General features: G+C 74.3%; 18 protein-coding genes. 9 read left to right on the forward strand and 9 right to left on the reverse strand.

Features of this window, described 5'->3' with window-relative positions; translation table 11 throughout:
* Positions 1 to 107: 107 nt before the first annotated feature.
* On the reverse strand, positions 108 to 896 hold the full coding sequence (locus tag AB0F11_RS05035; RefSeq protein ID WP_362168550.1) for a metal-dependent hydrolase: 789 nt from the start codon (positions 894 to 896) through the stop codon (positions 108 to 110).
* Between the two features lie 145 nt (positions 897 to 1,041).
* Between AB0F11_RS05035 and AB0F11_RS05040 the strand changes: the two genes are divergently transcribed.
* From AB0F11_RS05040 to AB0F11_RS05050, 3 genes are read left to right on the forward strand one after another with little or no spacing between them, the layout of a single operon-like run.
* Entirely contained in the window at positions 1,042 to 3,564 is a 2,523-nt protein-coding gene (locus tag AB0F11_RS05040) for a DUF3516 domain-containing protein (protein ID WP_362168552.1), read from the forward strand.
* A 52-nt stretch (positions 3,565 to 3,616) separates the two neighbouring features.
* Complete coding sequence (locus tag AB0F11_RS05045; protein ID WP_362168554.1) at positions 3,617 to 4,531, forward strand: acyl-CoA thioesterase II; 915 nt, start codon at positions 3,617 to 3,619, stop codon at positions 4,529 to 4,531.
* An 8-nt stretch (positions 4,532 to 4,539) separates the two neighbouring features.
* Positions 4,540 to 4,941, forward strand: coding sequence for a YchJ family metal-binding protein (locus tag AB0F11_RS05050; protein ID WP_362168555.1), 402 nt, complete (start codon positions 4,540 to 4,542; stop codon positions 4,939 to 4,941).
* On the opposite strand, the gene AB0F11_RS05055 is transcribed toward AB0F11_RS05050, so the two are convergent.
* The 7 genes from AB0F11_RS05055 to AB0F11_RS05085 form a co-directional block, all read right to left on the reverse strand.
* A complete protein-coding gene (locus AB0F11_RS05055) occupies positions 4,905 to 5,717 on the reverse strand; it encodes a DUF6397 family protein (protein WP_362168557.1) in 813 nt (270 codons plus the stop codon). The genes AB0F11_RS05050 and AB0F11_RS05055 overlap by 37 nt on opposite strands.
* Positions 5,718 to 5,836: 119 nt before the next feature.
* Positions 5,837 to 6,235 (reverse strand): roadblock/LC7 domain-containing protein, encoded by a 399-nt coding sequence (locus AB0F11_RS05060; RefSeq protein ID WP_362168559.1) that lies wholly within the window; start codon positions 6,233 to 6,235, stop codon positions 5,837 to 5,839.
* 154 nt (positions 6,236 to 6,389) lie between these two features.
* Positions 6,390 to 7,034, reverse strand: a complete 645-nt coding sequence (locus tag AB0F11_RS05065) for an ATP/GTP-binding protein (RefSeq protein ID WP_362168561.1) — start codon at positions 7,032 to 7,034, stop codon at positions 6,390 to 6,392.
* The gene (locus AB0F11_RS05070) at positions 7,034 to 7,414 is read right to left on the reverse strand and encodes a DUF742 domain-containing protein (RefSeq protein WP_362168620.1); all 381 of its coding nucleotides are present in this window, start codon (positions 7,412 to 7,414) and stop codon (positions 7,034 to 7,036) included. The genes AB0F11_RS05065 and AB0F11_RS05070 overlap by 1 nt, the downstream gene beginning before the upstream one ends.
* A 25-nt stretch (positions 7,415 to 7,439) precedes the next feature.
* Positions 7,440 to 7,886: a roadblock/LC7 domain-containing protein gene (locus tag AB0F11_RS05075; RefSeq protein WP_362168563.1), complete on the reverse strand. Its 447-nt coding sequence runs from the start codon at positions 7,884 to 7,886 to the stop codon at positions 7,440 to 7,442.
* Positions 7,886 to 10,555 carry an ATP-binding protein gene (locus tag AB0F11_RS05080; RefSeq protein WP_362168565.1) on the reverse strand — a complete coding sequence of 890 codons (2,670 nt, stop codon included), beginning with the start codon at positions 10,553 to 10,555 and terminating at the stop codon, positions 7,886 to 7,888. Before AB0F11_RS05080 ends, AB0F11_RS05075 begins: the two co-directional genes overlap by 1 nt.
* Positions 10,556 to 10,596: 41 nt before the next feature.
* The gene (locus AB0F11_RS05085) at positions 10,597 to 11,430 is read right to left on the reverse strand and encodes an MHYT domain-containing protein (RefSeq protein ID WP_362168567.1); all 834 of its coding nucleotides are present in this window, start codon (positions 11,428 to 11,430) and stop codon (positions 10,597 to 10,599) included.
* A gap of 188 nt (positions 11,431 to 11,618) precedes the next feature.
* On the opposite strand from AB0F11_RS05085, the gene AB0F11_RS05090 reads away from it, so the two are divergent.
* Complete coding sequence (locus tag AB0F11_RS05090; protein WP_362168569.1) at positions 11,619 to 12,260, forward strand: class I SAM-dependent methyltransferase; 642 nt, start codon at positions 11,619 to 11,621, stop codon at positions 12,258 to 12,260.
* 75 nt (positions 12,261 to 12,335) lie between these two features.
* Here AB0F11_RS05090 and AB0F11_RS05095 read toward each other — a convergent pair whose 3' ends face one another.
* Complete coding sequence (locus AB0F11_RS05095; protein WP_362168571.1) at positions 12,336 to 13,250, reverse strand: oxygenase MpaB family protein; 915 nt, start codon at positions 13,248 to 13,250, stop codon at positions 12,336 to 12,338.
* Between the two features lie 145 nt (positions 13,251 to 13,395).
* On the opposite strand from AB0F11_RS05095, the gene AB0F11_RS05100 reads away from it, so the two are divergent.
* From AB0F11_RS05100 to AB0F11_RS05120, 5 genes are all read left to right on the forward strand, one after another.
* The gene (locus tag AB0F11_RS05100; protein WP_362168573.1) at positions 13,396 to 15,192 is read left to right on the forward strand and encodes a thiamine pyrophosphate-requiring protein; all 1,797 of its coding nucleotides are present in this window, start codon (positions 13,396 to 13,398) and stop codon (positions 15,190 to 15,192) included.
* A gap of 2 nt (positions 15,193 to 15,194) precedes the next feature.
* The gene (locus AB0F11_RS05105; protein ID WP_362168575.1) at positions 15,195 to 18,272 is read left to right on the forward strand and encodes an FAD-binding and (Fe-S)-binding domain-containing protein; all 3,078 of its coding nucleotides are present in this window, start codon (positions 15,195 to 15,197) and stop codon (positions 18,270 to 18,272) included.
* On the forward strand, positions 18,269 to 18,853 hold the full coding sequence (locus tag AB0F11_RS05110; protein WP_362168576.1) for a DUF1360 domain-containing protein: 585 nt from the start codon (positions 18,269 to 18,271) through the stop codon (positions 18,851 to 18,853). The genes AB0F11_RS05105 and AB0F11_RS05110 overlap by 4 nt, the downstream gene beginning before the upstream one ends.
* Positions 18,850 to 20,259 carry an enolase C-terminal domain-like protein gene (locus tag AB0F11_RS05115; protein WP_362168579.1) on the forward strand — a complete coding sequence of 470 codons (1,410 nt, stop codon included), beginning with the start codon at positions 18,850 to 18,852 and terminating at the stop codon, positions 20,257 to 20,259. Before AB0F11_RS05110 ends, AB0F11_RS05115 begins: the two co-directional genes overlap by 4 nt.
* 96 nt (positions 20,260 to 20,355) lie before the next feature.
* Entirely contained in the window at positions 20,356 to 22,119 is a 1,764-nt protein-coding gene (locus AB0F11_RS05120; protein ID WP_362168582.1) for a glycoside hydrolase family 15 protein, read from the forward strand.
* Positions 22,120 to 22,130: the final 11 nt, after the last annotated feature.

The following is a 22,130-nucleotide window of genomic DNA, read 5'->3' on the forward strand; positions in this document are numbered from 1 at the left end:
CCGGGTCCCGGCCGGTGGCCCTGGTGCCCTCGGCGCCGGGGCCACCGGCCGGGCGGGCTGCACCGCGGGACAGGACCGGCCGGGCAGAACCGGTCGGTCGGCGCCGGTCAGATGAAGTCGAGGGCCGAGGCGCCGCCTATACCGCCGAGCAGCATGAACGCGGGCATGAGGACCTTGAGCTCCACCCAGCTGCCCGCCCGGAAGCGCATCCCCTTGGGCGGGCCGACGGGGTACCAGCGCTTGCCCTTGATCGGCAGGGGCCACAGGATCGGGCAGCCGGAGACCGTCAGGGCGTCCCCGATGTCGTGGACGAGCGCGCCGAGCAGGATCGGCAGGCCCAGCCACAGGTACTCCTGGCCGGGGCCGAACAGCCAGCCCGCACCATTGCCGGGCTCGTCCAGGACCCCGGCCAGGATCCAGGCGCTGGTGGCGCCGAGCAGCCACACGAGGATGTCGCTGGACATCCGGGCGGCCCGCCACAGCAGGCCTTCGACGGCGAGCACGAGGTGGACGAACAGCAGCGCCAGCACACCCCACCGGTCGGCGGTGACCGCGAGCAGGGAGGAGCCCCCGCCTATCAGGACCGCCCAGAGCCAGGTGTGGGTCAGGGTGCGGTGGCCGCCGGAGCGGCGGGCGTCCTTCGGGGCACGGGTGGCCTTGTAGACGGCGTAGGAGATCTTGTCGACCACCTCGCACAGGCCCTTCGACAGCGGGCCGAAGGCCCGCGAGATCGTCGCCGACTTGTGGTCGAGGTCGGGGGCGAGGGCGGCGCCCGCGCAGATGAGCGCGCCGACGACGAGGACCGGCCAGGGCATGGGGTGCCCGGCGGCCGCGGCCGCGGCGCCCACCCCCAGCCAGGCTGCCGCCCCGGACAGTGAGTGCGCCGGACCCATCATGCTTGTTTCCCGCCCCGGTGGTGTGCTGGTCGGGCCCCGCTGACGACGTCGTCCGGCCCCGGTCAACGGCACAGCGTACCCGTGGTGATCTTCGCCCGCGGCCTCCGGTTCCCTCATCCGGGGCGAAGCCAGGCAAGATGGGGGCGTGACCCTCATTGATCAGCTCCCGCCGAACGCCGACCCCGACGCCCTCTTCGAGGCCTTCTCCTCGTGGGCGGAGGATCAGGGCATCAGCCTGTACCCGGCCCAGGAGGAGGCGCTGATCGAGGTCGTCTCCGGAGCGAACGTGATCCTGTCCACCCCGACGGGCTCCGGCAAGAGCCTCGTCGCGGCCGGCGCGCACTTCACCGCCCTGGCCCAGGACAAGGTCACCTTCTACACCGCGCCGATCAAGGCGCTGGTGTCGGAGAAGTTCTTCGACCTGTGCAAGCTGTTCGGCACGGAGAACGTCGGCATGCTGACCGGCGACGCGTCCGTGAACGCCGACGCCCCGGTGATCTGCTGCACGGCCGAGGTGCTGGCCTCCATCGCCCTGCGCGACGGCAAGTACGCCGACATCGGGCAGGTCGTGATGGACGAGTTCCACTTCTATGCCGAGCCGGACCGCGGCTGGGCCTGGCAGATCCCGCTGCTGGAGCTCCCGCAGGCCCAGTTCATCCTGATGTCGGCGACCCTCGGCGACGTGACGCGGTTCGAGGAGGACCTCACCCGGCGCACCGGCCGGCCGACGTCGGTGGTGCGCTCCGCGACCCGCCCCGTCCCGCTGTCGTACGAGTACGTCACCACCCCGATCACCGACACGATCACCGAGCTGCTGGAGACCCGGCAGGCCCCGGTGTACATCGTGCACTTCACGCAGGCGCAGGCCGTCGAGCGGGCGCAGTCGCTGATGAGCATCAACATGTGCTCCCGTGAGGAGAAAGACAAGATCGCCGAGCTGATCGGCAACTTCCGCTTCACCACGAAGTTCGGCCAGAACCTCTCCCGCTACGTGCGCCACGGCATCGGCGTGCACCACGCCGGCATGCTGCCCAAGTACCGGCGCCTGGTGGAGAAGCTGGCCCAGGCGGGCCTGCTGAAGGTGATCTGCGGGACCGACACCCTCGGCGTGGGCGTCAACGTCCCGATCCGCACCGTGCTGTTCACCGCGCTGACCAAGTACGACGGCAACCGGGTCCGCACCCTGCGCGCCCGCGAGTTCCACCAGATCGCCGGCCGGGCCGGCCGGGCCGGCTTCGACACGGCCGGTTTCGTGGTGGCCCAGGCGCCCGAGCACGTCATCGAGAACGAGAAGGCGCTCGCGAAGGCGGGCGACGACCCGAAGAAGCGCCGCAAGGTGGTCCGCAAGAAGGCGCCCGAGGGCTTCGTCGCCTGGTCGGACACCACCTTCGAGAAGCTGATCGCCGCCGATCCGGAGCCGCTCACCTCCCGGTTCAAGGTCACCAACATCATGCTGCTGTCGGTCATCGCCCGTCCGGGCGACGCCTTCCAGGCGATGCGCAGCCTGCTCGAGGACAACCACGAGCCGCGCAAGGCCCAGCTGAAGCACATCCGGCGGGCCATCGCGATCTACCGCTCGCTGCTGGACGGCGGGGTGGTCGAGCAGCTCGACACCCCGGACGCCGAGGGCCGCACCATCCGGCTCACCGTCGACCTCCAGCAGGACTTCGCGCTCAACCAGCCGCTGTCGACCTTCGCGCTCGCCGCCTTCGACCTGCTGGAGCCGGAGTCCCCCTCGTACGCGCTGGACATGGTCTCGGTCGTCGAGTCCACGCTGGACGACCCGCGCCAGATCCTGGCCGCCCAGCAGAACAAGGAGCGCGGCATCGCGGTCGGCGCGATGAAGGCCGACGGGATCGAGTACGAGGAGCGGATGGAGCGGCTCCAGGACGTCACGTACCCCAAGCCGCTGGAAGAGCTCCTGCACCACGCCTACAACGTGTACCGCAAGAGCCACCCGTGGGTCGGCGACCACCCGGTCTCCCCGAAGTCGATCATCCGCGACATGTACGAACGCGCGATGACCTTCACGGAGTTCACCTCCTTCTACGAGCTCGCCCGCACCGAGGGCATCGTGCTGCGGTACCTGGCGAGCGCGTACAAGGCGCTCGACCACACCATCCCCGACGACCTGAAGTCCGAGGACCTGGAGGACCTGATCGCCTGGCTGGGCGAGCTGGTGCGCCAGGTGGACTCCAGCCTGCTCGACGAGTGGGAGCAGCTGGCGAACCCGGAGGTGGAGACGGCGGAGGAGGCCCAGGACAAGGCCGACCAGGTCAAGCCGGTCACCGCCAACGCGCGCGCCTTCCGCGTCCTGGTCCGCAACGCCATGTTCCGGCGGGTGGAGCTGGCCGCGCTGGACCACATCGACGAGCTGGGCGAGCTGGACGCCGAGTCCGGCTGGGACGCCGACGCCTGGGGCGAGGCCATGGACGCCTACTGGGACGAGTACGACGACCTGGGCACCGGCCCCGACGCGCGCGGCCCGAAGCTGCTCCAGATCGAGGAGGACCCGGCGCACGGCCTGTGGCGCGTCCGCCAGACCTTCGCGGACCCCAACGGCGACCATGGCTGGGGCATCAGCGCCGAGGTGGACCTCGCCGCCTCCGACGAGGAGGGCCGGGCGGTCATCCGGCTGACCTCGGTCGGCGAGCTCGGCACGCTCTGACCCCCGCCGGAGGGCGACCGGCCCCAACGGAGACGACAGTGGAGAGGCTCTGATGACGAACCCCGCCGAGAGACTGGTCGATCTGCTCGACCTGGAGCAGATCGAGGTCAACATCTTCCGCGGCGCCAGCCCGCAGGAGTCCCTCCAGCGCGTCTTCGGCGGGCAGGTCGCCGGCCAGGCCCTGGTGGCCGCCGGCCGCACCACCGAGAGCGACCGGCCCGTCCACTCGCTGCACGCGTACTTCCTGCGCCCCGGCATCCCCGGGGTGCCGATCGTGTACCAGGTGGAACGGGTGCGCGACGGGCGGTCCTTCACCACGCGCCGCGTCACCGCGGTCCAGCAAGGCAAGACGATCTTCAATCTGACCGCCTCCTTCCACCATCCGGAGGAGGGCAGCATCGAGCACCAGCTGCCTTCCCACCACGTTCCCCACCCGGAGACGCTCCCGAAGGTCGCGGACGAGATCCGCGAGCACCTGGGCGCGCTGCCCGAGTCGCTGGAGCGGATGGCCCGCCGCCAGGCCTTCGACATCCGGTACGTGAACCGGCTCCGCTGGACCCCGCAGGAGCTCAAGGACGCCGATCCCCGCAGCGCGGTGTGGATGCGCGCCGTCGGCCCGCTGGGCGACGACCCGCTCGTGCACACCTGCGCCCTCACGTACGCCAGTGACATGACCCTCCTCGATGCCGTGCGCATCCCCGTGGAGCCCCTGTGGGGCATGCGCGGTTTCGACATGGCCTCCCTGGACCACGCCATGTGGTTCCACCGGCCGTTCCGCGCGGACGAGTGGTTCCTGTACGACCAGGAGTCGCCCATCGCGCACGGCGGGCGCGGCCTGGCCCGCGGCCGCATCTACGACCTGGAGGGCAGGATGCTGGTCTCCGTGGTCCAGGAAGGCCTCTTCCGCCCGTACTCCTCCCCGCAGGCGCGGCCGTCCGCGCCGGCCGAACCGACCCCGAAGAGCTGATCACCCCCATGCCCAAGCCGGCCCTCCCCTGCCCCTGCGGGCTGCCCGCCGCCTACCCGGAGTGCTGCGGCCGCTTCCACTCCGGCACGCAGCAGGCGCCCACCGCCGAACTGCTGATGCGGTCCCGGTTCAGCGCCTTCGCCGTGGGCGACACCGCCTACCTGATGCGCTCCTGGCATCCGGACACCCGCCCCGGCGTGCTCGACCTCGACCCCGACCAGCGGTGGGTCAAGCTGGAGATCCTCGGCACCGAGCGCGGCGGGATGTTCGAGACGGAGGGCTCGGTGGAGTTCCGGGCGCACTACCGCGAGGGCCGGCACACCGGTTCCCTGCACGAGAACAGCGCCTTCACCCGGGAGGGAGGGGCCTGGGTCTACGTCGGCCCCCTCTCCCCCGTCGAGTTCGACTGACCGCGCGCCCCGGTCAGGGCGAAGTCCAGGCTGGTGCGGTACCAGTGGACCTCGTCGGGCGACTCGGCCCGCAGCAGCCGCTGTGCGACGGCCGCGGCGGCCGGGAGCTGCGGGTGCCCGTACGGCAGGGGCGGGGCCAGCGCGGCGAGGACGATCCGCTCCGCCGGGTCGGGCACGGCCTGCGCAACCTCCTCCTCCGGGAGCACGAAGGCCAGTACGGCGGCCCGCTCCCAGGGGTCGGCGGTCCGTCTCAGCAGCAGCCCCACGTGCCGATTGCGCCACTGCCGCGGGCGCAGGTCCGCCTTCGCCCCCATCAGCTCCCGGTCCTGCGCCGGCGCGCTCCCGCTCAGCAGCCCCGGCTGCCCGGCGGCGAACTCCCGCAGCTCCGCGGTCAGGTAGAGCCACACCACCGCCCGGTACCGGTTGATCCGGTATCCGACGGGGACCACGTGCCCGCACCGGGCGAGCCGGATGAAACGGCTCGCCCCGATGCCCATCACCGCGCCCGCGGCCTCCGCTCCGGCCACGGTCTCGATCCTGGCGCGCAGTGCTTCCGGGAAGCCCTTCGCCGCCCTGACCCGGTCCAGCTCCGCCCGGGTGTAGCGGGCGGCGCCTCCGGGGGCCGGCAGCGCGGCGCGTACGATCCCCAGCTGGACGGCCCGGGCGAACTCGCCCCGGCTCAGCCCCAGCTCGCCGGCGGCCGTGGCGCCGCCCACCGTCGGCCCCGGGGCTGCGGTCACCCGTACCCGGGCCCGCGGCTGCGTCGCAACGTTCATGACGATCCCCCTCACGCATCACATCTCCATCACTCTGCGTGAAGAACGTAACCCACCGTCACAACGGCCCGCGAGGCCTGTGGATAACTTCCGGAAGGGGCCGGCAATCCCTGGACGCGTCAGCCCCCGGTGATCCGCCGCTCCGCCACCCCCAGGTGCTCCCCCACCCGGTTGACCAGCAGCGTCATCTCGTACGCGACCTGCCCGATGTCGGCCTCGGCGGAGCTGAGCACGCACAGCGAACTCCCCGACCCCGCCGCCATGACGAAGAGGGCCCCGTCGTCGTACTCGACCATGGTCTGGCGCACCTCACCGGCCCGGAAGTGCCGCCCCGAACCCTTCGCCAGGCTCTGCAGCCCCGCCGCCACCGCCGCCAGGTGCTCCGCGTCCTCCCGCGCCAGCCCGGCGCTCGCGCCCGTGACCAGCCCGTCGTTGGACAGCACCACCGCGTGCCGGACCTGCTGGACCCTGCGGGACAGGTCGTCCAGCAGCCAGTCGAGCTGCTTGTCCAGTGCCATTTCCAGCCCCTCCCCGTTGACGCAGCCGCCCCGGCCGCGCCGCACCCCGCCTAGTAAGTGCCGCAAGCCTTCCCCACCAGGGCCTTTCCGGCAAGGTCCGAACCAACGACACCACAGTCCCCGCCACCGCCCCGCGACCCCGCCGCCGCCCGGCTCACACCGGTCCGGCCTGCGGCTCCACCGACTCCAACAGCCGGGCCGTGTGCACCCTCCCGGCGTACTCCACCAGCCTGATCAGCACTTCCTTCCCGGAGTCCTTGTCCCGCGCATCGCACAGCACCACCGGAGTCCCCGCCTCCAGGTCCAGCGCCCGCGACACCTCGGGCGCCCCGTAGCGGCGCGCGTCCGTGAAGCAGTTGACGGCCACCACGAACGGGATGCGCCGGTGCTCGAAGTAGTCCACCGCCGGGAAGCAGTCCTCCAGGCGCCGCGTGTCCGCGAGCACCACCGCCCCCAGCGCCCCTTGGGCCAACTCGTCCCACAGGAACCAGAACCGGTCCTGTCCCGGCGTCCCGAACAGATACAGCGAGAGACCGGCCCGGACGGTGATCCGCCCGAAGTCCATGGCCACGGTCGTGGTCGTCTTCTGCGTGACCCCGCCCGTGTCGTCGACCAGCTCGCCGGCCTCGCTGAGCAGTTCCTCCGTCCGCAGCGGCCGGATCTCGCTGACCGCGCCGACCAGCGTGGTCTTGCCGACGCCGAAGCCGCCCGCCACGAGTATCTTCAGCGCGAGCGCCGCCAGTTCACCGCCGCCGCCCTTGTCGCCCGCATCGTCCTCGACGTAATGCCGTTGTCCCATCACAGCGCTCGCAATCCCTCGATGACTTCCCGCAGAATCCGCTCGTCCGGCAGCCGGGCGGGCGGCACCGGCCTGCTGACCTTCACGTGCCCCGCCTCCAGCAGGTCCCCCAGCAGCACCCGCACCACCCCCACCGGGAGGTCCGCGTCCGCGGCGAGCTCCGCCACCGACTGGGTCTCGGACCGGCACAGGCCGAGCAGGGCCCGGTGTTCCGGGCCGAGCAGCGCCTCGTCCGCCGCGTCCGCGGCCCCGGCGTCCACCACGACCAGCGCGATCAGGTCGAACCGCACCCCGTGCGGGCCCGGCTTCGTACGCCCGCCGGTCATGGCGTACGGGCGGACGAGCGGGCCCGCTTCGGCGTCGTACCACTGGCCCTCCATGGACCGGGCCACCGGACCGCCGCCCTCAGCCCGCGGCCGGCGGCTCGGCCGCGAACCGGGGCGGCGTGTACAGGTGCTCCCCGACCCGCTTCACCAGCCGGGCCATCTCGTAGGCGATCAGGCCGATGTCGGCGCCGCCGGTACTGAGCACGGCCAGACAGGAGCCGTCGCCCGCGGCCGCGACGAAGAGGAACCCGTCGTCCATCTCGACCATCGTCTGCCGCACACCGCCGACCTGGAAGTGCCGGCCTGCGCCCTTGGCCAGACTGTGGAAACCGGAGGCGACGGCGGCCAGGTGCTCCGCGTCCTCCCGGCTGAGCGCGCTCGACGCGCCCACCGCGAGGCCGTCGTTGGAGAGGACCACGGCATGGCGGACCTCGCGGACGCGGACCACCAGCTCGTCCAGCAGCCAGTCCAGTTCGCCGGCCCTGCGGACGCCGCCGCCGGAGCCGGATCTGCGGTACTCGATCATCACTCTTCTCCTTCGCTGCTGCCAGGGTGGTCGGAGTTCTCCCGGGCGCCGCGGACCCAGCCGGCCCGGTAGGCCGCCATCCGGTCCCGGGCCTGCTCCGGACTGCGCCGCGGCGGCTCCGCGGACGGGCCCGCCGCAGCGGGCGGCTCCACGAGCGCGACCTCGCGCAGCTGCGGGACCAGGCTGGCCTGGCGTACGCGGCGCGGTAGCTCGGCGGCGGGCCGGGGCACCGGGGCCGCGGGCGCGGGCGCCGCGGGTGCGGAGGCCGCGGGTGCGGGAGCCGCGGGTGCGGGAGCCGCGGGTGCGGGAGCCGCGGGTGCGGAGGAGGCCGCGGGCGCGGGCGCCTGCCCCGCCGCAGGGTCCTGCGTACGGGCTGCCGCGCCGCCCCGCGGCCGCAGGGACGCCACCGGGGCGGGAGGCCGCGGCTCCTCCCGTACGGGACCGCGATCCGCGGCCGGGACCGCGCGCGCCTCCCCCCGTACGGCGGACGTCGCGGACACCGCGGGCACAGCCGCCACGGCGGACGGCTGCGGAACGGCCTCGCGCCGCCGGGCCGCAGCAGCCGGGCCGTCCGGGGCCGGCTCCTGCGCCACCGGGCGGGAGCCGGGCTCGAGCGCACCCTGGAGCAGGGACTTCGGCAGCAGCACCACCGCGGTGGTGCCCCCGTACGGCGACGGCCGCAGGTGCACCCGTACGCCGTGCCGGGCGGCCAGGCGGCTGACCACGAAGAGCCCGAGCCGGTCGCTGTCGAAGAGGTCGAGGGCCTCGGACTGCTCGATGCGCCGGTTGGCCTCGTCGAGCGTGTCGCGGCCCATGCCGAGGCCGCGGTCCTCGACCTCCAGGACGTATCCGGCGCCGACGGGCTCGCCGCTGACCCGGACCTTGGTGTGGGGCGGGGAGAACTGGGTGGCGTTCTCGATGAGTTCGGCGAGCAGGTGGGTGAGGTCCGCGACCGCGCCGCCGATGACGGCGGCCTCCACCAGCTGCCGGACCTCCACGCGCGGATAGTCCTCGATCTCGGACACGGCGGCCCGGACGACGTTCGTCAGCGGGACCGGCGTCCGCCAGGCCCGCCCCGGGGCGGCACCCGAAAGGATGATCAGGCTTTCCGCGTGGCGGCGCATCCGCGTGGTGAGGTGGTCGAGGCGGAAGAGGTCGCCGAGCTCGCCGGGGTCGTCCGCGCGCCGCTCCATGGAGTCGAGCAGGGTGAGCTGCTTGTGCACGAGGACCTGGCTGCGCCGCGCCAGGTTGACAAATACGCCGCTGACCCCGCTGGCGAGCTCGGCGCGTTCGACGGCGGCGCCGAGCGCGGCCCGGTGCACGGTGGACAGCGCCGCGCCGACCTGGGTGATCTCGTCCTCGGCGGCGGGCCCGGGCGGGGCCTCGGCGTCGATGTCGAGGTCCTGGCCGGCGCGCAGCCGGTCCATGGCGTGCGGGAGCTTGCGGTGGGCGATCTCCAGGGCGGTGTTGCGCAGGGAGACGAGTTCGACGACGAGTCCGCGGCCGATGCGGACGGAGATGACGAGCGAGGCGGCCACGGCCGCCAGTCCCAGCAGCACGGCGGCTCCGGCAGGGCCGAGCGCGCCTTCCGCGAGGGGGTCGCGGCGGTCGGCGGCTCCGGCGTGCGCGGCCGCCTCGATCTCCCGGACGGAGCTGCTGACGCTCGTGTACGCGGCCTCCCAGCCGGCGGCCGCGCCGCGCGGGTCCTTGGCGGTTCCGGCGGCCAGCACCCGGTCCTCGGCGCCGGTCAGTTCGGCGTACGCGGCGCCCTTCGCGACGGCCTGCCAGGCGTCCCGCTGGGCGGCGGGCAGGTCGCCCGCGGAGCTCTCGGTGAGGGCGCGGCGGGTCTCGACCAGGCCGGTCAGGCGCCGAACCGATTCGGCGCTGCGCTGGCCCGGCACCGAGATCAACGCGTCCTCCCGGGCCAGGAGTTCCCCGGCGCGGGCGAATTCGAGCAGCACGCGCGCCTGGGGGCCGAGTTCGGCCTGTGCCCCGCCGCAGAGGGAGCCCGTGACGGCGAGTGCGGCGTCGACGACGCGGGTGTACGTCTCGTACGCCGCGTCCGCGGTTGCGCGCCGGTCGGCGATGTCCTTGCGGGCCGTGCCGAGCCCTTCGGCGGCGGCGACGAAGGCGCCGACGCGGACGACGACCTCGGTGCGCTGGTCGCCGGAGTCGGCCACGGTGTGCCGGTCGCCGAGCCGGAGGCGCCGGACGGCCTCGTCGGTGCGGCGCTGTTGGCGGTCCAGTTCGGCGGCGCGCTCGGCGGCGGGGTCGGCCAGGTAGCGGACGGAGGCGCGCCGCTCGGCCTGGAGCTCGGTGACGGCGGCCGCGACGGGGGTGCGGATCTGCTCGTCGATCCGCTGGACGCGGCCGATCCGGGCGATGTCCCGGGCGGTGTTGACGGTGGCGAAGCCCCAGAGGGCGAGCAGGGAGACCACCGGGACCATGAGCAGCGAGACGATCTTCGCCCGGACCGTCGCGGGACGCAGGCGCAGCCGCAGCCCGGTTCGGGGACGCGCCACACCCGCCGCACCCGCCGCAGCTGCCTCACCCGCCGCCGACGGCTCCGGCTCCTCGGCGGGCGGTCCGGCATGGGCCCGGCGGCCGCGCGCCGGGGGCGCGGGCGGCCGCGGTGCCGCTGCGTCCGGGTGTCTGCGGGGTATGCGCATGGCTCCTCGTTCCGGGTCCGGTCCTGCGGGCGGTCGGCGGTTCAGTGGGCGGGTGAGACCGCGGAAGCGGAGGCACCGGAGGCCCCGGAAGCCGAACCCGCGGAAGCCGAGGTGGCAGAAGCGGACGCGGACGCGGAGGCTGAAGCGGCCCGCTCGTCGGCGGTGGGCGACAGCGCCACGAACGCGGAGGTCAGGAAGAGGTACGAGCCGAGCCCGACGGCGAGCGGGAAGACGAACTGCATGGCCGTGGCCCCGGGCAGGGCCTGGTCCGAGGGCGCCACCCGAACGGCGACGGCCTTCATCCCGGTGTAGTGCATGGAGCTGACGGCCGCGCCCATGACGAGCGAGGCGACGGCCACGGCGGCGGGCGCCTTGATGTGGAGCGCGGCCCACAGCGCGGCGGTGGCCGCGACGACGGCGATGGCGACCGAGAGCCCGACGGTCAGCGGGTCGTACGAGATGGTGCCGTGCAGGCGCAGGGCGGCCATGCCGAGGTAGTGCATGCTGGCGACGCCCAGGCCGGTGGTGAGGCCGCCGAGGACGAGGGAGCGGCGGCGCTGGTTGCCGTGGCCGACGGCGAAGACGCCGGCACCGACGACCACCATGGCGACGAGCAGGCTGAGGACGGTCAGCGGCACGTTGTAGTGGATCTCGGTGCCGGTGACGTTGAAGCCGAGCATCGCGACGAAGTGCATGGTCCAGATGCCGGTGCCGATGGCGGAGGCGGCGGTGAGGAGCCAGTTGCGGCGCGAGGATCCGGTCGCGGCGAGCGCGCGGACGGTGCAGCGCAGCCCGAGGGCGGCGCCGATGGATGCCATCACATATGACAGTACGGGCGTCAGCCAGCCGTACGCCGCGTGGTCGAGGTGTCCCATGGCCCCGGGACGCTAGTCCGGGTGAGGGGCCGAACAAGGGGAGCATTTCAAAACCAACGGGAACTGCTGGAATATGACAGAGATACGTTCGTCTTCGACCGCCCCGCACGCGACCTTGTGCGGCGCGGCCCGCTCCCGCTCCCGCTCCCGCGCGGGGCAGTGCCGGACCGGTGGGGGATCATGTGGCCATGACTGACGACCGCGACGACCGCGCCGACCGCGACCCCCGCGACGACCACGACCCCCGTCACGTACAGGAGTTCTTCGGGCAGCGCGCCGCCGGCTGGGACGAGAAGTTCCCCGACGACGGACCCGCGTTCGAGACCGCCGTGGCCGAGTTCGGGCTGCGCCCCGGCGACCGCGTGCTCGACGCGGGCTGCGGGACCGGCCGGGCGCTGCCCGCGCTGCGGGCCGCCGTCGGCCCGGCCGGCACCGTGCTCGGCGCGGACCTGACCCCGCAGATGCTGACGGCCGCGCAGCAGGCCGGGCGGGACGCGGACGGCGCACTGCTGCTCGCGGACGTGTCCCGGCTGCCGCTGCGCGACGCGGCGATCGACGCGGTGTTCGCCTCGGGCCTGATCGCGCACCTCCCCGATCCGGCGGCGAACCTGCGGGAGCTGGCCCGTGTCGTCCGCCCCGGCGGCCGGCTCGCGCTGTTTCACCCGATCGGGCGGGCGGCGCTGGCGGCCCGCCACGGCCGCGCGTTGACCCCGGACGACCTGCGGGCCGAGCAGAACCTCGGTCCCCTGCTGGCCGGTTCGGGCTGGGAGCTGCTGCGTTACGCCGACGAGGACGCCCGCTTCCTGGCCGTCGCCGTGCGCCGTGCCTGACCCGCCGCCCCGGATCCGGTCCGCCCTTCCTTCGTACGAGGGCACCGCCCCCGGGGCCCGCGGAGGTGCTCCGGATCAGGCCGGGGGCTGGGCCTCGGCTCCGGCCGGCCGGCGGGGATGCGGCACGGGGCATCCCCCGGAGCCGGGCACGGGGAACGTGCCGAGCTCGCCCACGTCGTAGCCGTCGCGGTAGCCCTTGATCTCCGGGTTCTGGCGGGCGTAGTGCGGGGCCCTGCGCGGCGGCAGCAGCCGCACCGCGCGGCCCCGCAGCCGCAGGACGCCGCGGACCAGGCGCCGGACCTGCGGGCGGGGGCGCTCGAAGCGGAAGGCGTCCAGCAGCGGGTCGTCCAGCAGGGCCAGGCTCGCGCCGCGCACGGCGGGGGCGAGCGGCCCCGGGTACCAGGAGGCCATCAGGTCCAGGGTGGAGTCGGCGACCTTGCGGCCGCCCTCGTCCCAGCCGAAATGCTCCGCCTCGTAGGCGTTCAGGGTCTCCTCGAACTCCTCGTAGGAGCCGGGGACGTCCTTGATCCCCATGTGCCGGCCGAGGGTGGCGTAGTAGTTCGCGGAGGCGCGGCGCTCGTGGTGGGTCATGGGGCGCCAGCCGTAGGCGTCCAGCCAGCGCGGCGGGATCACCACGAACGTGCACAGGACGTAGCGCATGTCCTCGTTGGAGATGTCGTAGCTGCGGTGCATCTGGTTGATGCGGCGGATCGCGGTGCGCGCGGTCTCGTGCTCGAAGCCGTGCTCGACGACGGCGTCGAGGAGCAGGGCGGTGTCGTCGTAGCGCTTCTGCGCACGGTCGGTGAACTCGGCGGTCTCGGCGAGGAGGCGGCCGATGCTCGGGACGGCGTAGGTCCGGAAGAGGGCGAGCTCGAGGGCGCGGGTGAAGTCCCAGGGGAACTCGTAGGTGGCGGTGAGCCGGTAGATGGTGAGGAAGTCCTTGTCCGGGTCCAGACCGAGGATCTCCCTCAGCCGGTCGTAACGCTGCACCGGTGCTCCCTTTCTGTGGCGGAGGGTCAACTCTACGTGCCGGTAGCAGAGGCCGATCGCCCGTGCATGGGGTGCGGACCGCCGGGCAGACGCGGGTGGCGGGGGGGCGGACGCGAGCGGACCCGACCAGCGAGGGAGCAGGACGATGAAGGTTGCCGACTACCTGTTGCAGCGGCTGCGCGCATGGGAGGTCGCATACGTCTTCGCCTATCCGGGCGACGGAATCAACGGTCTCCTCGCGGCCTGGGGGCGGGCCGAGGACCGGCCCCGCTTCATCCAGGCGCGGCACGAGGAGATGTCCGCGTTCCAGGCCGTCGGCTACGCCAAGTACTCCGGCCGCACCGGGGTCTGCGCCGCCACCTCCGGGCCGGGTGCGATCCACCTGCTGAACGGCCTGTACGACGCGAAGCTCGACCACGTGCCGGTGGTGGCCATCGTCGGGCAGACCGACCGGAGCGCCATGGGCGGCTCCTACCAGCAGGAGGTGGACCTGGCCTCCCTCTACAAGGACGTCGCCTCCGCGTTCTGCGAGACGGTCACCGTGCCCGAGCAGCTGCCCAACGTCCTGGACCGGGCGCTGCGCATCGCGGCCACGCAGCGCACCCCCACCGCCCTGATCATCCCCGCCGACGTGCAGGAACTCGACTACGAGCCGCCCGCCCACGCCTTCAAGCAGGTCCCCTCCAGCCTGGGTGTCGGCCACTACGCGCCGGTGCCGGCCGAGGAGGACCTCGCGCGGGCGGCGGAGATCCTCAACGCCGGCGAGCGGCCGGCGATGCTCATCGGGCAGGGCGCCCGGCACGCCCGCACCGAGGTCGAGCAGGTCGCCGACCTGCTCGGCGCGGGGGTCGCCAAGGCGCTGCTCGGCAAGGACGCGCTGCCCGACACCCTGCCGTACGTCACGGGCGCGATCGGGCTGCTGGGCACCCGGCCGTCGTACGAGATGATGCGCGACTGCGACACGCTGCTCGTGGTCGGCTCCAGCTTCCCGTACACGCAGTTCCTGCCGGAGTTCGACCAGGCCCGCGCGGTGCAGATCGACATCGAGCCGGCCATGGTCGGCCTGCGCTACCCCTTCGAGCTGAACCTCGTCGGGGATGCGGCGGAGACGCTGCGGCGCCTCGCGCCGCTGCTCCGGCGCCGTACGGACGGTGCGTGGCGCGAGACGATCGAGGGCAACACCGCGCGCTGGTGGGAGGTCATGCAGCGGCGGGCGGAGGTGCCGGCCGATCCGGTCAACCCCGAGTACGTGGTCCACGCGCTGGACGAGCTGCTGCCGTCGAACGCGATCATCTCCGCGGACTCCGGGTCGGCCGCGAACTGGTACGCGCGGCACCTGCGGATGCGCGACGGCATGCGCGGCTCCCTGTCGGGCACCCTCGCCACGATGGGGCCGGGGGTGCCGTACGCGATCGGCGCGAAGTTCGCCCACCCCGACCGCCCGGCCGTCGCCCTCGTCGGGGACGGCGCGATGCAGATGAACGGGTTGGCGGAGCTGCTGACCGCGGCGAAGTACCACCACGAGTGGTCCGATCCCCGGCTGATCGTCGCGGTGCTGAACAACCAGGACCTCAACCAGGTCACATGGGAGATGCGCGCCATGCAGGGCGCCCCGGCGTTCGAGCCCTCGCAGAGCATCCCGGACGTGCCGTACGCGGAGGTCGCCGCACTGTTCGGCCTGGACGGCGAGCGGGTGGAGACCGCCGAGGGCGTGACCCCGGCCTGGCGCCGGGCGCTGGACGCGGACCGGCCGTACGTCATCGACTTCCGTACGGACCCGGCCGTGCCGCCGATCCCGCCGCACGCCACCTGGGACCAGATCAAGTCCGCCGCCGCGTCCGTGCTGCGCGGGGACAGCGACCGCGCCGCCGTGGTCCGCCAGGGCTTCCGGGCGAAGGTCCAGGAGTTCCTGCCCGGCAGCGGCGCGGGAGAGGAGCACTGACCGTGGCAGGGGGCTCCGGCACCGACCTCGCCGGTCTGGAACGCGCGCTGCGCGCCGAGGTGGACGGGGAGGTCCGCTTCGACGCGGGCAGCCGCGGCGCGTACTCCACCGACGCGTCGAACTACCGGCAGGTCCCGCTCGGCGTGGTCGTCCCGCGCACCGTGGATGCGGGGGCGCAGGCGGTGGCCGTGTGCGCCCGCTTCGGCGCGCCGCTGCTCTCGCGCGGCGGCGGTACGAGCCTGGGCGGGCAGTGCACCAACACGGCGGTCATCCTCGACTGGACCAAGTACTGCAACCGGCTCGTCTCGGTGGATCCCGCGGCGCGGACCTGCGTGGTCGAGCCGGGCATCGTCCTGGACGAGCTGAACCGGCAGCTGGCGCCGTACGGGCTGAAGTTCGGCCCCAAGCCGGCCACGCACAGCCACTGCTCGCTGGGCGGCATGATCGGCAACAACAGCTGCGGGGCCTCCGCCCAGGCCTACGGCAAGACGGCCGACAACGTCCGCAGCCTGGAGGTCCTCACCTACGGCGGGCTCCGCTTCCACGCCGGGCCGACCGGCACCGAGGAGTACGAGCGGATCGTGGCCGCGGGCGGCCCGCGCGGGCGGCTGTACCGGGGGCTGCGGGACATCGCCGGGCGCCACCTGGCCGAGATCCGGCGCGGCTACCCGAAGATCCCGCGCCGGGTCTCCGGCTACAACCTGGACTCACTGCTCCCGGAGAACGGCTTCGACCTCGCCCGGGCCCTGGTGGGCAGCGAGGGCACGCTGGTGACCGTGCTGCGGGCGGAACTGGAGCTGGTGGAGGTGCCGCAGGCGGAGGCCATGCTGGTCCTGGGCTTCGACGACGTCTTCGCCGCCGCGGACGCCGTACCTCAGCTGCTGGAGCACAGCCGCCCCTCCCAGCTGGAGGCCGTCGACGGCCGGATGGCGCAGCTGATGCGCGAGGAGAAGGTCCACCTCGACTCCATGGACCTGCTGCCCGAGGGCGACAGCTGGCTGCTCGTCCAGTTCGGCGGCGGGACGAAGGAGGAGGCCGACCGGCAGGCGTACGAGCTGCTGCACGCCCTCGGCCGGACGCAGGACGACCCGTCCGTGGCCTTCTCCGACGACCCCGCGCGGGAACAGGAGTTCCTGAAGACCCGCGAGGCGGGCCTCGGGGTCACCGCCCGGCCCCCCGACGGCTCCGAGACCTGGGAGGGCTGGGAGGACTCGGCGGTGGCCCCGGAGCGGCTCGGCGCCTATCTGCGCGACCTGGAGCGGCTCTTCCGGCGCCACGGCTACCAGCAGGCCTCCCTGTACGGGCACTTCGGCCAGGGCTGTGTGCACACCCGGATCCCCTTCGGGCTGCGCGACGCCGAAGGCGTGGAGGCGTTCCGGTCGTTCCTGTACGAGGCGGCCGACCTGGTGGCCTCGTACGGCGGCTCGCTGTCCGGCGAGCACGGCGACGGGCAGGCCCGCGGCGAGCTGCTGCCGCGGATGTTCGGTCCGGCGCTGGTCGAGGCGATGGGCGAGGTCAAGGCGCTGTTCGACCCGGACAACCGGATGAACCCCGGCAAGGTGGTCCACCCGCACCGGGTCGACGAGGACCTGCGGCTGGGCGCCGACTGGCGGCCCGCGCCGCAGCGCGCCACGTACTTCGCCTTCGCCGACGACGGCCACGACTTCGGGCGGGCCGTGCAGCGCTGCGTCGGCATCGGCAACTGCCGCAGCCACCAGGGCGGGGTGATGTGCCCCTCCTACCGGGCCACGCTGGAGGAGGAACACTCCACCCGCGGCCGGGCCCGGCTGCTGTTCGAGATGATCGACGGGCACGGCGACTCCCCCGTCACCGGCGGCTGGCGCTCCCCCGCGGTCCGTGACGCGCTGGACCTGTGCCTGGCCTGCAAGGGCTGCGCCTCCGACTGCCCGGTGGAGGTGGACATGGCCACGTACAAGGCCGAGTTCCTCGCCCACCACTACCAGGGGCGGCTGCGCCCGCCCGCGCACTACGCCCTCGGCCTGCTGCCGGTGTGGGCGCGGCTGGTACGGCGTACGAGTCCGGGCCTGGCCAACGCCGTGCTGCAGGCACCCGTCCTCGGCCGGCTGGGGAAGCTGGCGGCCGGCGTCGACCCGCGGCGCGCCGCGCCCCCGTTCGCAGCCTCGTCCTTCCAGGAGCATTGGCGCGGGCCGGAGCCGGCCGGGCCCGACCCGCGGGACCCCCGCACCGTCCTGCTGTGGCCGGACACCTTCACCAACCACTTCCATCCGCACATCGCCCACGCCGCCGTGCGCATCCTGGAGGACGCCGGCTTCCGGGTGGCGGTGCCTCCGGGGCCGGTCTGCTGCGGCCTGACGTGGATCTCCACCGGGCAGCTGGCCGGCGCGCGCCGCGTGCTGCAGCGCACACTGCGCAGCCTGCAGCCGTGGCTGGAGGCCGGGACGCCGGTCGTCGTGCTCGAGCCCTCCTGCGCGGCGGTGTTCCGCTCCGACGCCCCGGACCTGCTCGCCGGGGACGAGGACGCCCGGCGGCTGGCCGAGCGGACCCGTACGTTCGCCGAGCAGCTCGTCCACCACGCCCCCCACGGCTGGCGGCCGCCGCGGGCCGCCCGGGCGGCGACCGTGCAGACCCACTGCCACCAGCACGCCGTCCTCGGCTTCGACGCGGACCGCGAACTGATGCGCCGCGCCGGCCTCGACGCCGACGTCCTGGACGCCGGCTGCTGCGGGCTGGCCGGGAACTTCGGCTTCGAGCGCGGGCACTACGACCTGTCGCTGGCCATCGCCGAGCAGGGCGTCCTGCCGGCCGTCCGCGCCACCGCCCCGAGCGCCCTCGTCCTGGCGGACGGGTTCAGCTGCCGCACCCAGATCGAGCAGGCCGGCACCGGGCGGCGGGCCCTGCACCTGGCCGAGGCGCTCGCCCTCACCCTGGACGGGCCGCTGCCCGCCGACCGCCCCGAGAAGGCCGCCCCGCGGCCCCGGCCGCGGCCCGGGCCCGCCCGCGCGGTCGCCGCCGGAGTCCTGGGCGGGCTGATCGGCACGGCGGCCGGGGCTGCCACCGTCGCCCGCGCCGCCCGACGCGACGTCAGGAGGAGCCCGTGACCACCGCACAGCACGCCTGGAGCACCATCCGCGAGCGGCTCGACGAGGAGGCCCGCAGCCACTCCGCCGGCGAGGACCGCCCGCTCGCGGCCTACACCGGTGCCATGGGCGTCTACGCCGCCACCGTCCTCGCCCTCGCGGGCGCCGCGCGCGCCACCGGGCGCCGACTGCCCGACCCGTCCTTCCGCGACATCGCCCTGCACGCGGTCGCCACCCACCAGGTGGCCCGGCTCCTCGCCAAGGACCCCGTCACCAGCCCGCTGCGGATGCCCTTCACCCGCTTCCGGGGCACCTCCGCGCCCGCCGAACTGGACGAGGAGGTCCGCGGGAGCGGCGCCCGCAAGGCGCTGGGTGAACTGCTCGGCTGCCCGTTCTGCACCGGGCTGTGGATCGCGACCGCGCTGACCGGCGGCTCGGTCTTCGCCCCCCGCGCCACCCGGCTCGCCGCGGCCACGCTGACCGCGCTGGCGGGGTCCGACTTCCTGCAGTACGCCCGCGAGGCCGCCCAGCACGCGGCCGAGGACGGGGGCGGGGGCGGGGAAGAGGCCGAGGCCGAGGCCGAGGCCGAAGGGGCGTCATGACCGGCATGACGCGCGGGCCGGCTCCGGTCGTCGAAGCCCTGCACGTGCGGGTCCTCGACTTCCCGACCGACGCCCCGGAGGCCGACGGGACCGCGTCCTGGGACTCGACCACCATGGTCCTGGTCGAGGCGGCCGCCGGGGACCACCGGGGCCTCGGGTGGACGTACGGCGCCGCGGCCGCTGCGGGTGTCGTCACCGAGCTGCTGGCCGAACAGGTCACCGGGCGCAGCGCCTTCGACGTCCCGGCCGCCAACGAGGCCATGCACCGTGCCCTGCGCAACGCCGCCCGCCCCGGCATCGGCGGCTACGCCCTGTCCGCCGTCGACATCGCCCTGTGGGACCTCAAGGCGCGGCTGCTGGGCGTGCCGCTGGCCGACCTGTTCGGCCGCGCCCGGACCGGCGTCCCGGTCTACGGCAGCGGCGGCTTCACCTGCTACGACGAGGGGCAACTGGAGCGGCAGCTGTACGGATGGGCCGTGGACGAGGGGATTGCACGCGTCAAGATCAAGATCGGCGAGGCGTGGGGCACCCGGGAGGACCGGGACCTGGCCCGGATCCGGCAGGCCCGCGAGACCGTGGGCCCCGGCACGGAGCTCTACGTCGACGCCAACGGCGCCTACACCGCCAAGCAGGCGATCCGGGTCGCCGAACGCTTCCGCGAGTTCGACGTCCGGTGGTACGAGGAGCCGGTCTCCTCCGACGACCTGCCGGGACTGGCCCGGGTCCGGGCATCCACCGGCGCGGAAGTGGCCGCGGGCGAGTACGGTTTCACACTGCCGTACTTCGCCGCCATGGCGCCCGTCGTCGACTGCCTCCAGGCCGATGCCACCCGGTGCGGCGGGCTCACCGTCTGGCTGCGCGCGGGGGCGCTGGCGCAGGCGCACGGGCTGGAGCTCTCCGCGCACTGCGCCCCGCACGTCCACGCCCATGCGGCGGCCGCGCTGCCCAACCTCCGGCACGTGGAGTGGTTCCACGACCACGTGCGCATCGAAGGCCTGCTCTTCGAGGGGGCCCTCGACCCCGCGGGCGGCGAACTCCGACCCGCCGCCGACACCCCGGGCCTCGGCCTGACCCCCCGACCGGAGATTCTCGCCCGCTACGGCCGACGGGCCGGCGGCGAGGGCGGCGGCCCCGGCCGGGCGGCCTCCCTCCGACCGGCCGGCACCGAAGCCGGACCGGCCGCCCCGGCGGAGCCGAAAGACCCGGACGCTTCGCGCCCGGTGCGCTCAAACGCCGCGCGGACTGGGTTGTGCCGCTGCGCGCCGATTACGGCCCCGCCCGGGGAAAATCCAGCCTTGCCCGGCGGGACTCCAGGTCCGCCCGTCGGAGGTCCGGCCCCGCCCGGCGAAAATTCAGCCTCGCCGGCGTTTGAGGCGCGGGGTCCGGGGCGGAGCCCCGATCCGTGAGCCGCGCCGCGGGCAGCGTGCTCGGCCCAGCGCGGGCCGACCTGACTGCCCCGCGGGTCGGCGGGCACCCCCCGCACGACCGGGAAGGAGACCCCCTTGGCATCGCAGGACGCCCCCGAACCGCACGCGTTGCGCGACTACGCCCTGCTCGCCGACGGCCGGCGCGGAGCCCTCGTCGGCCCGCGCGGCGAGATCGTGTGGATGTGCGCGCCGGCCTGGCATGACGACGCCGTCTTCGCCGCACTGATCGGCGGCCCCGGCTGGTACACCGTCACCCCCGCCGGACCGTATGTGTGGGGCGGCTCCTACGAGCCCGGCAGTCTGATCTGGCGCAGCCGCTGGGTGACCCGCACGGGCATCGTCCAGTGCCGGGAGGCCCTGGCGTACCCCGGAGACCGGCACCGCGCCGTGCTGCTGCGCCGGATCGAGGCGGTCGACGGACCGGCCGAGCTGACGGTGCGGCTCCAGGTCGCCCCGGGCTTCGGCGGGCAGCGGACGGCCGATCCCGTGCTCGGGGAGGACGGCTGCTGGACGGCCCGGGCCGGAAACCGCCTGCGCATGCGCTGGAGCGGTCTGCCGGACGCGCGGATCGGCACGGCCGACGGCCTTCCGGAACTGCGGGCGCGGCTGCGCCTGGAGCCGGGTGCCCGCCAGGACCTCGTACTGGAGCTCGCCGAACACCCGCTGGACCGGTGCGAGCCGGCCGACCTGCTGTGGCGGGCCACCGAGGCGGGCTGGCAGGCGCACCTGCCCGGCCTCTCCGCCGTGCCCGGGCCGCCGGACGCCCGCCACGCGTACACCGTCCTGCGCGCGATGACCGCCCCGGGCGGCGGCACGGTGGCAGCGGCCACCACCAGCCTCCCCGAACGCGCCGAGCAGGGCCGCAACTACGACTACCGGTACGTGTGGATCCGCGACCAGTGCTACGTCGGCCAGGCCGCCGCCGCGGCCGGGGCGCACCCGCTGCTGGAGGACTCCGTACGGTTCGTCGCGGCGCGCCTGCTCGAACACGGCCCGGACCTGCCGCCCGCCTGCACCGTCGACGGCGGCGCCGTCCCGGCCCCGAAGCGGCTGGACCTGCCGGGATACCCGGGCGGTTTCGACGTCATCGGCAACCGGGTCGACCGCCAGTTCCAGCTCGACTGCTTCGGCGAGGCCCTGCTGCTGTTCGCGGCCGCCGCCCGCCACGACCGGCTGGACGCGGACGGCTGGCGGGCCGCCCGGGCGGCGGCCGAGGCGATCGCCGCCCGCCACACCCGCGCGGACTCCGGCATCTGGGAGCTCCGTCCCGACCACTGGACGCACAGCCGGCTGATCTGCGCGGCCGGGCTCCGCACGATGGCCGCGGCGCTTCCCCCGGCGAGCCGCGGCCTCGCGGCCGGCTGGGAGGCCCTCGCCGACCGCATCACCGCGGAGGCCGCCGCCTGCTGCCTGCACCCCGACGGCCGCTGGCAGCGCTCGCCGACCGACGCGGGCGTGGACGCGGCGCTGCTGCTGCCGGCCCTGCGCGGGGCCGTGCCGGCCGAGGACCCGCGCAGCCGCGCCACGCTCGACGCCGTCCTGGCGGAGCTCGCCCAGGACCACTACTGCTACCGCTTCCGGCACGACGAGCGGCCCCTGGCGGATTCCGAGGGCGCGTTCCTGCTGTGCGGGTTCCTGGTCGCCCTGTCCCACCACCGGCTGGGGCAGGCGGTCGAGGCCGCGCGCTGGTTCGAACGCAACCGCGCGGCCTGCGGGCCCCCCGGGCTGTACGCGGAGGAGTTCGACGTCACCCAGCGCCAGCTGCGCGGCAACCTGCCCCAGGCCTTCGTCCACGCCCTCCTGCTCGAAACCGCCGTCCGGCTGGCGACGGGCGACTGACGCCGGGGGCC

The sequence above is a fragment of the Streptomyces sp. NPDC032472 genome, assembly GCF_040636955.1.
Lineage (GTDB): Bacteria > Actinomycetota > Actinomycetes > Streptomycetales > Streptomycetaceae > Streptomyces.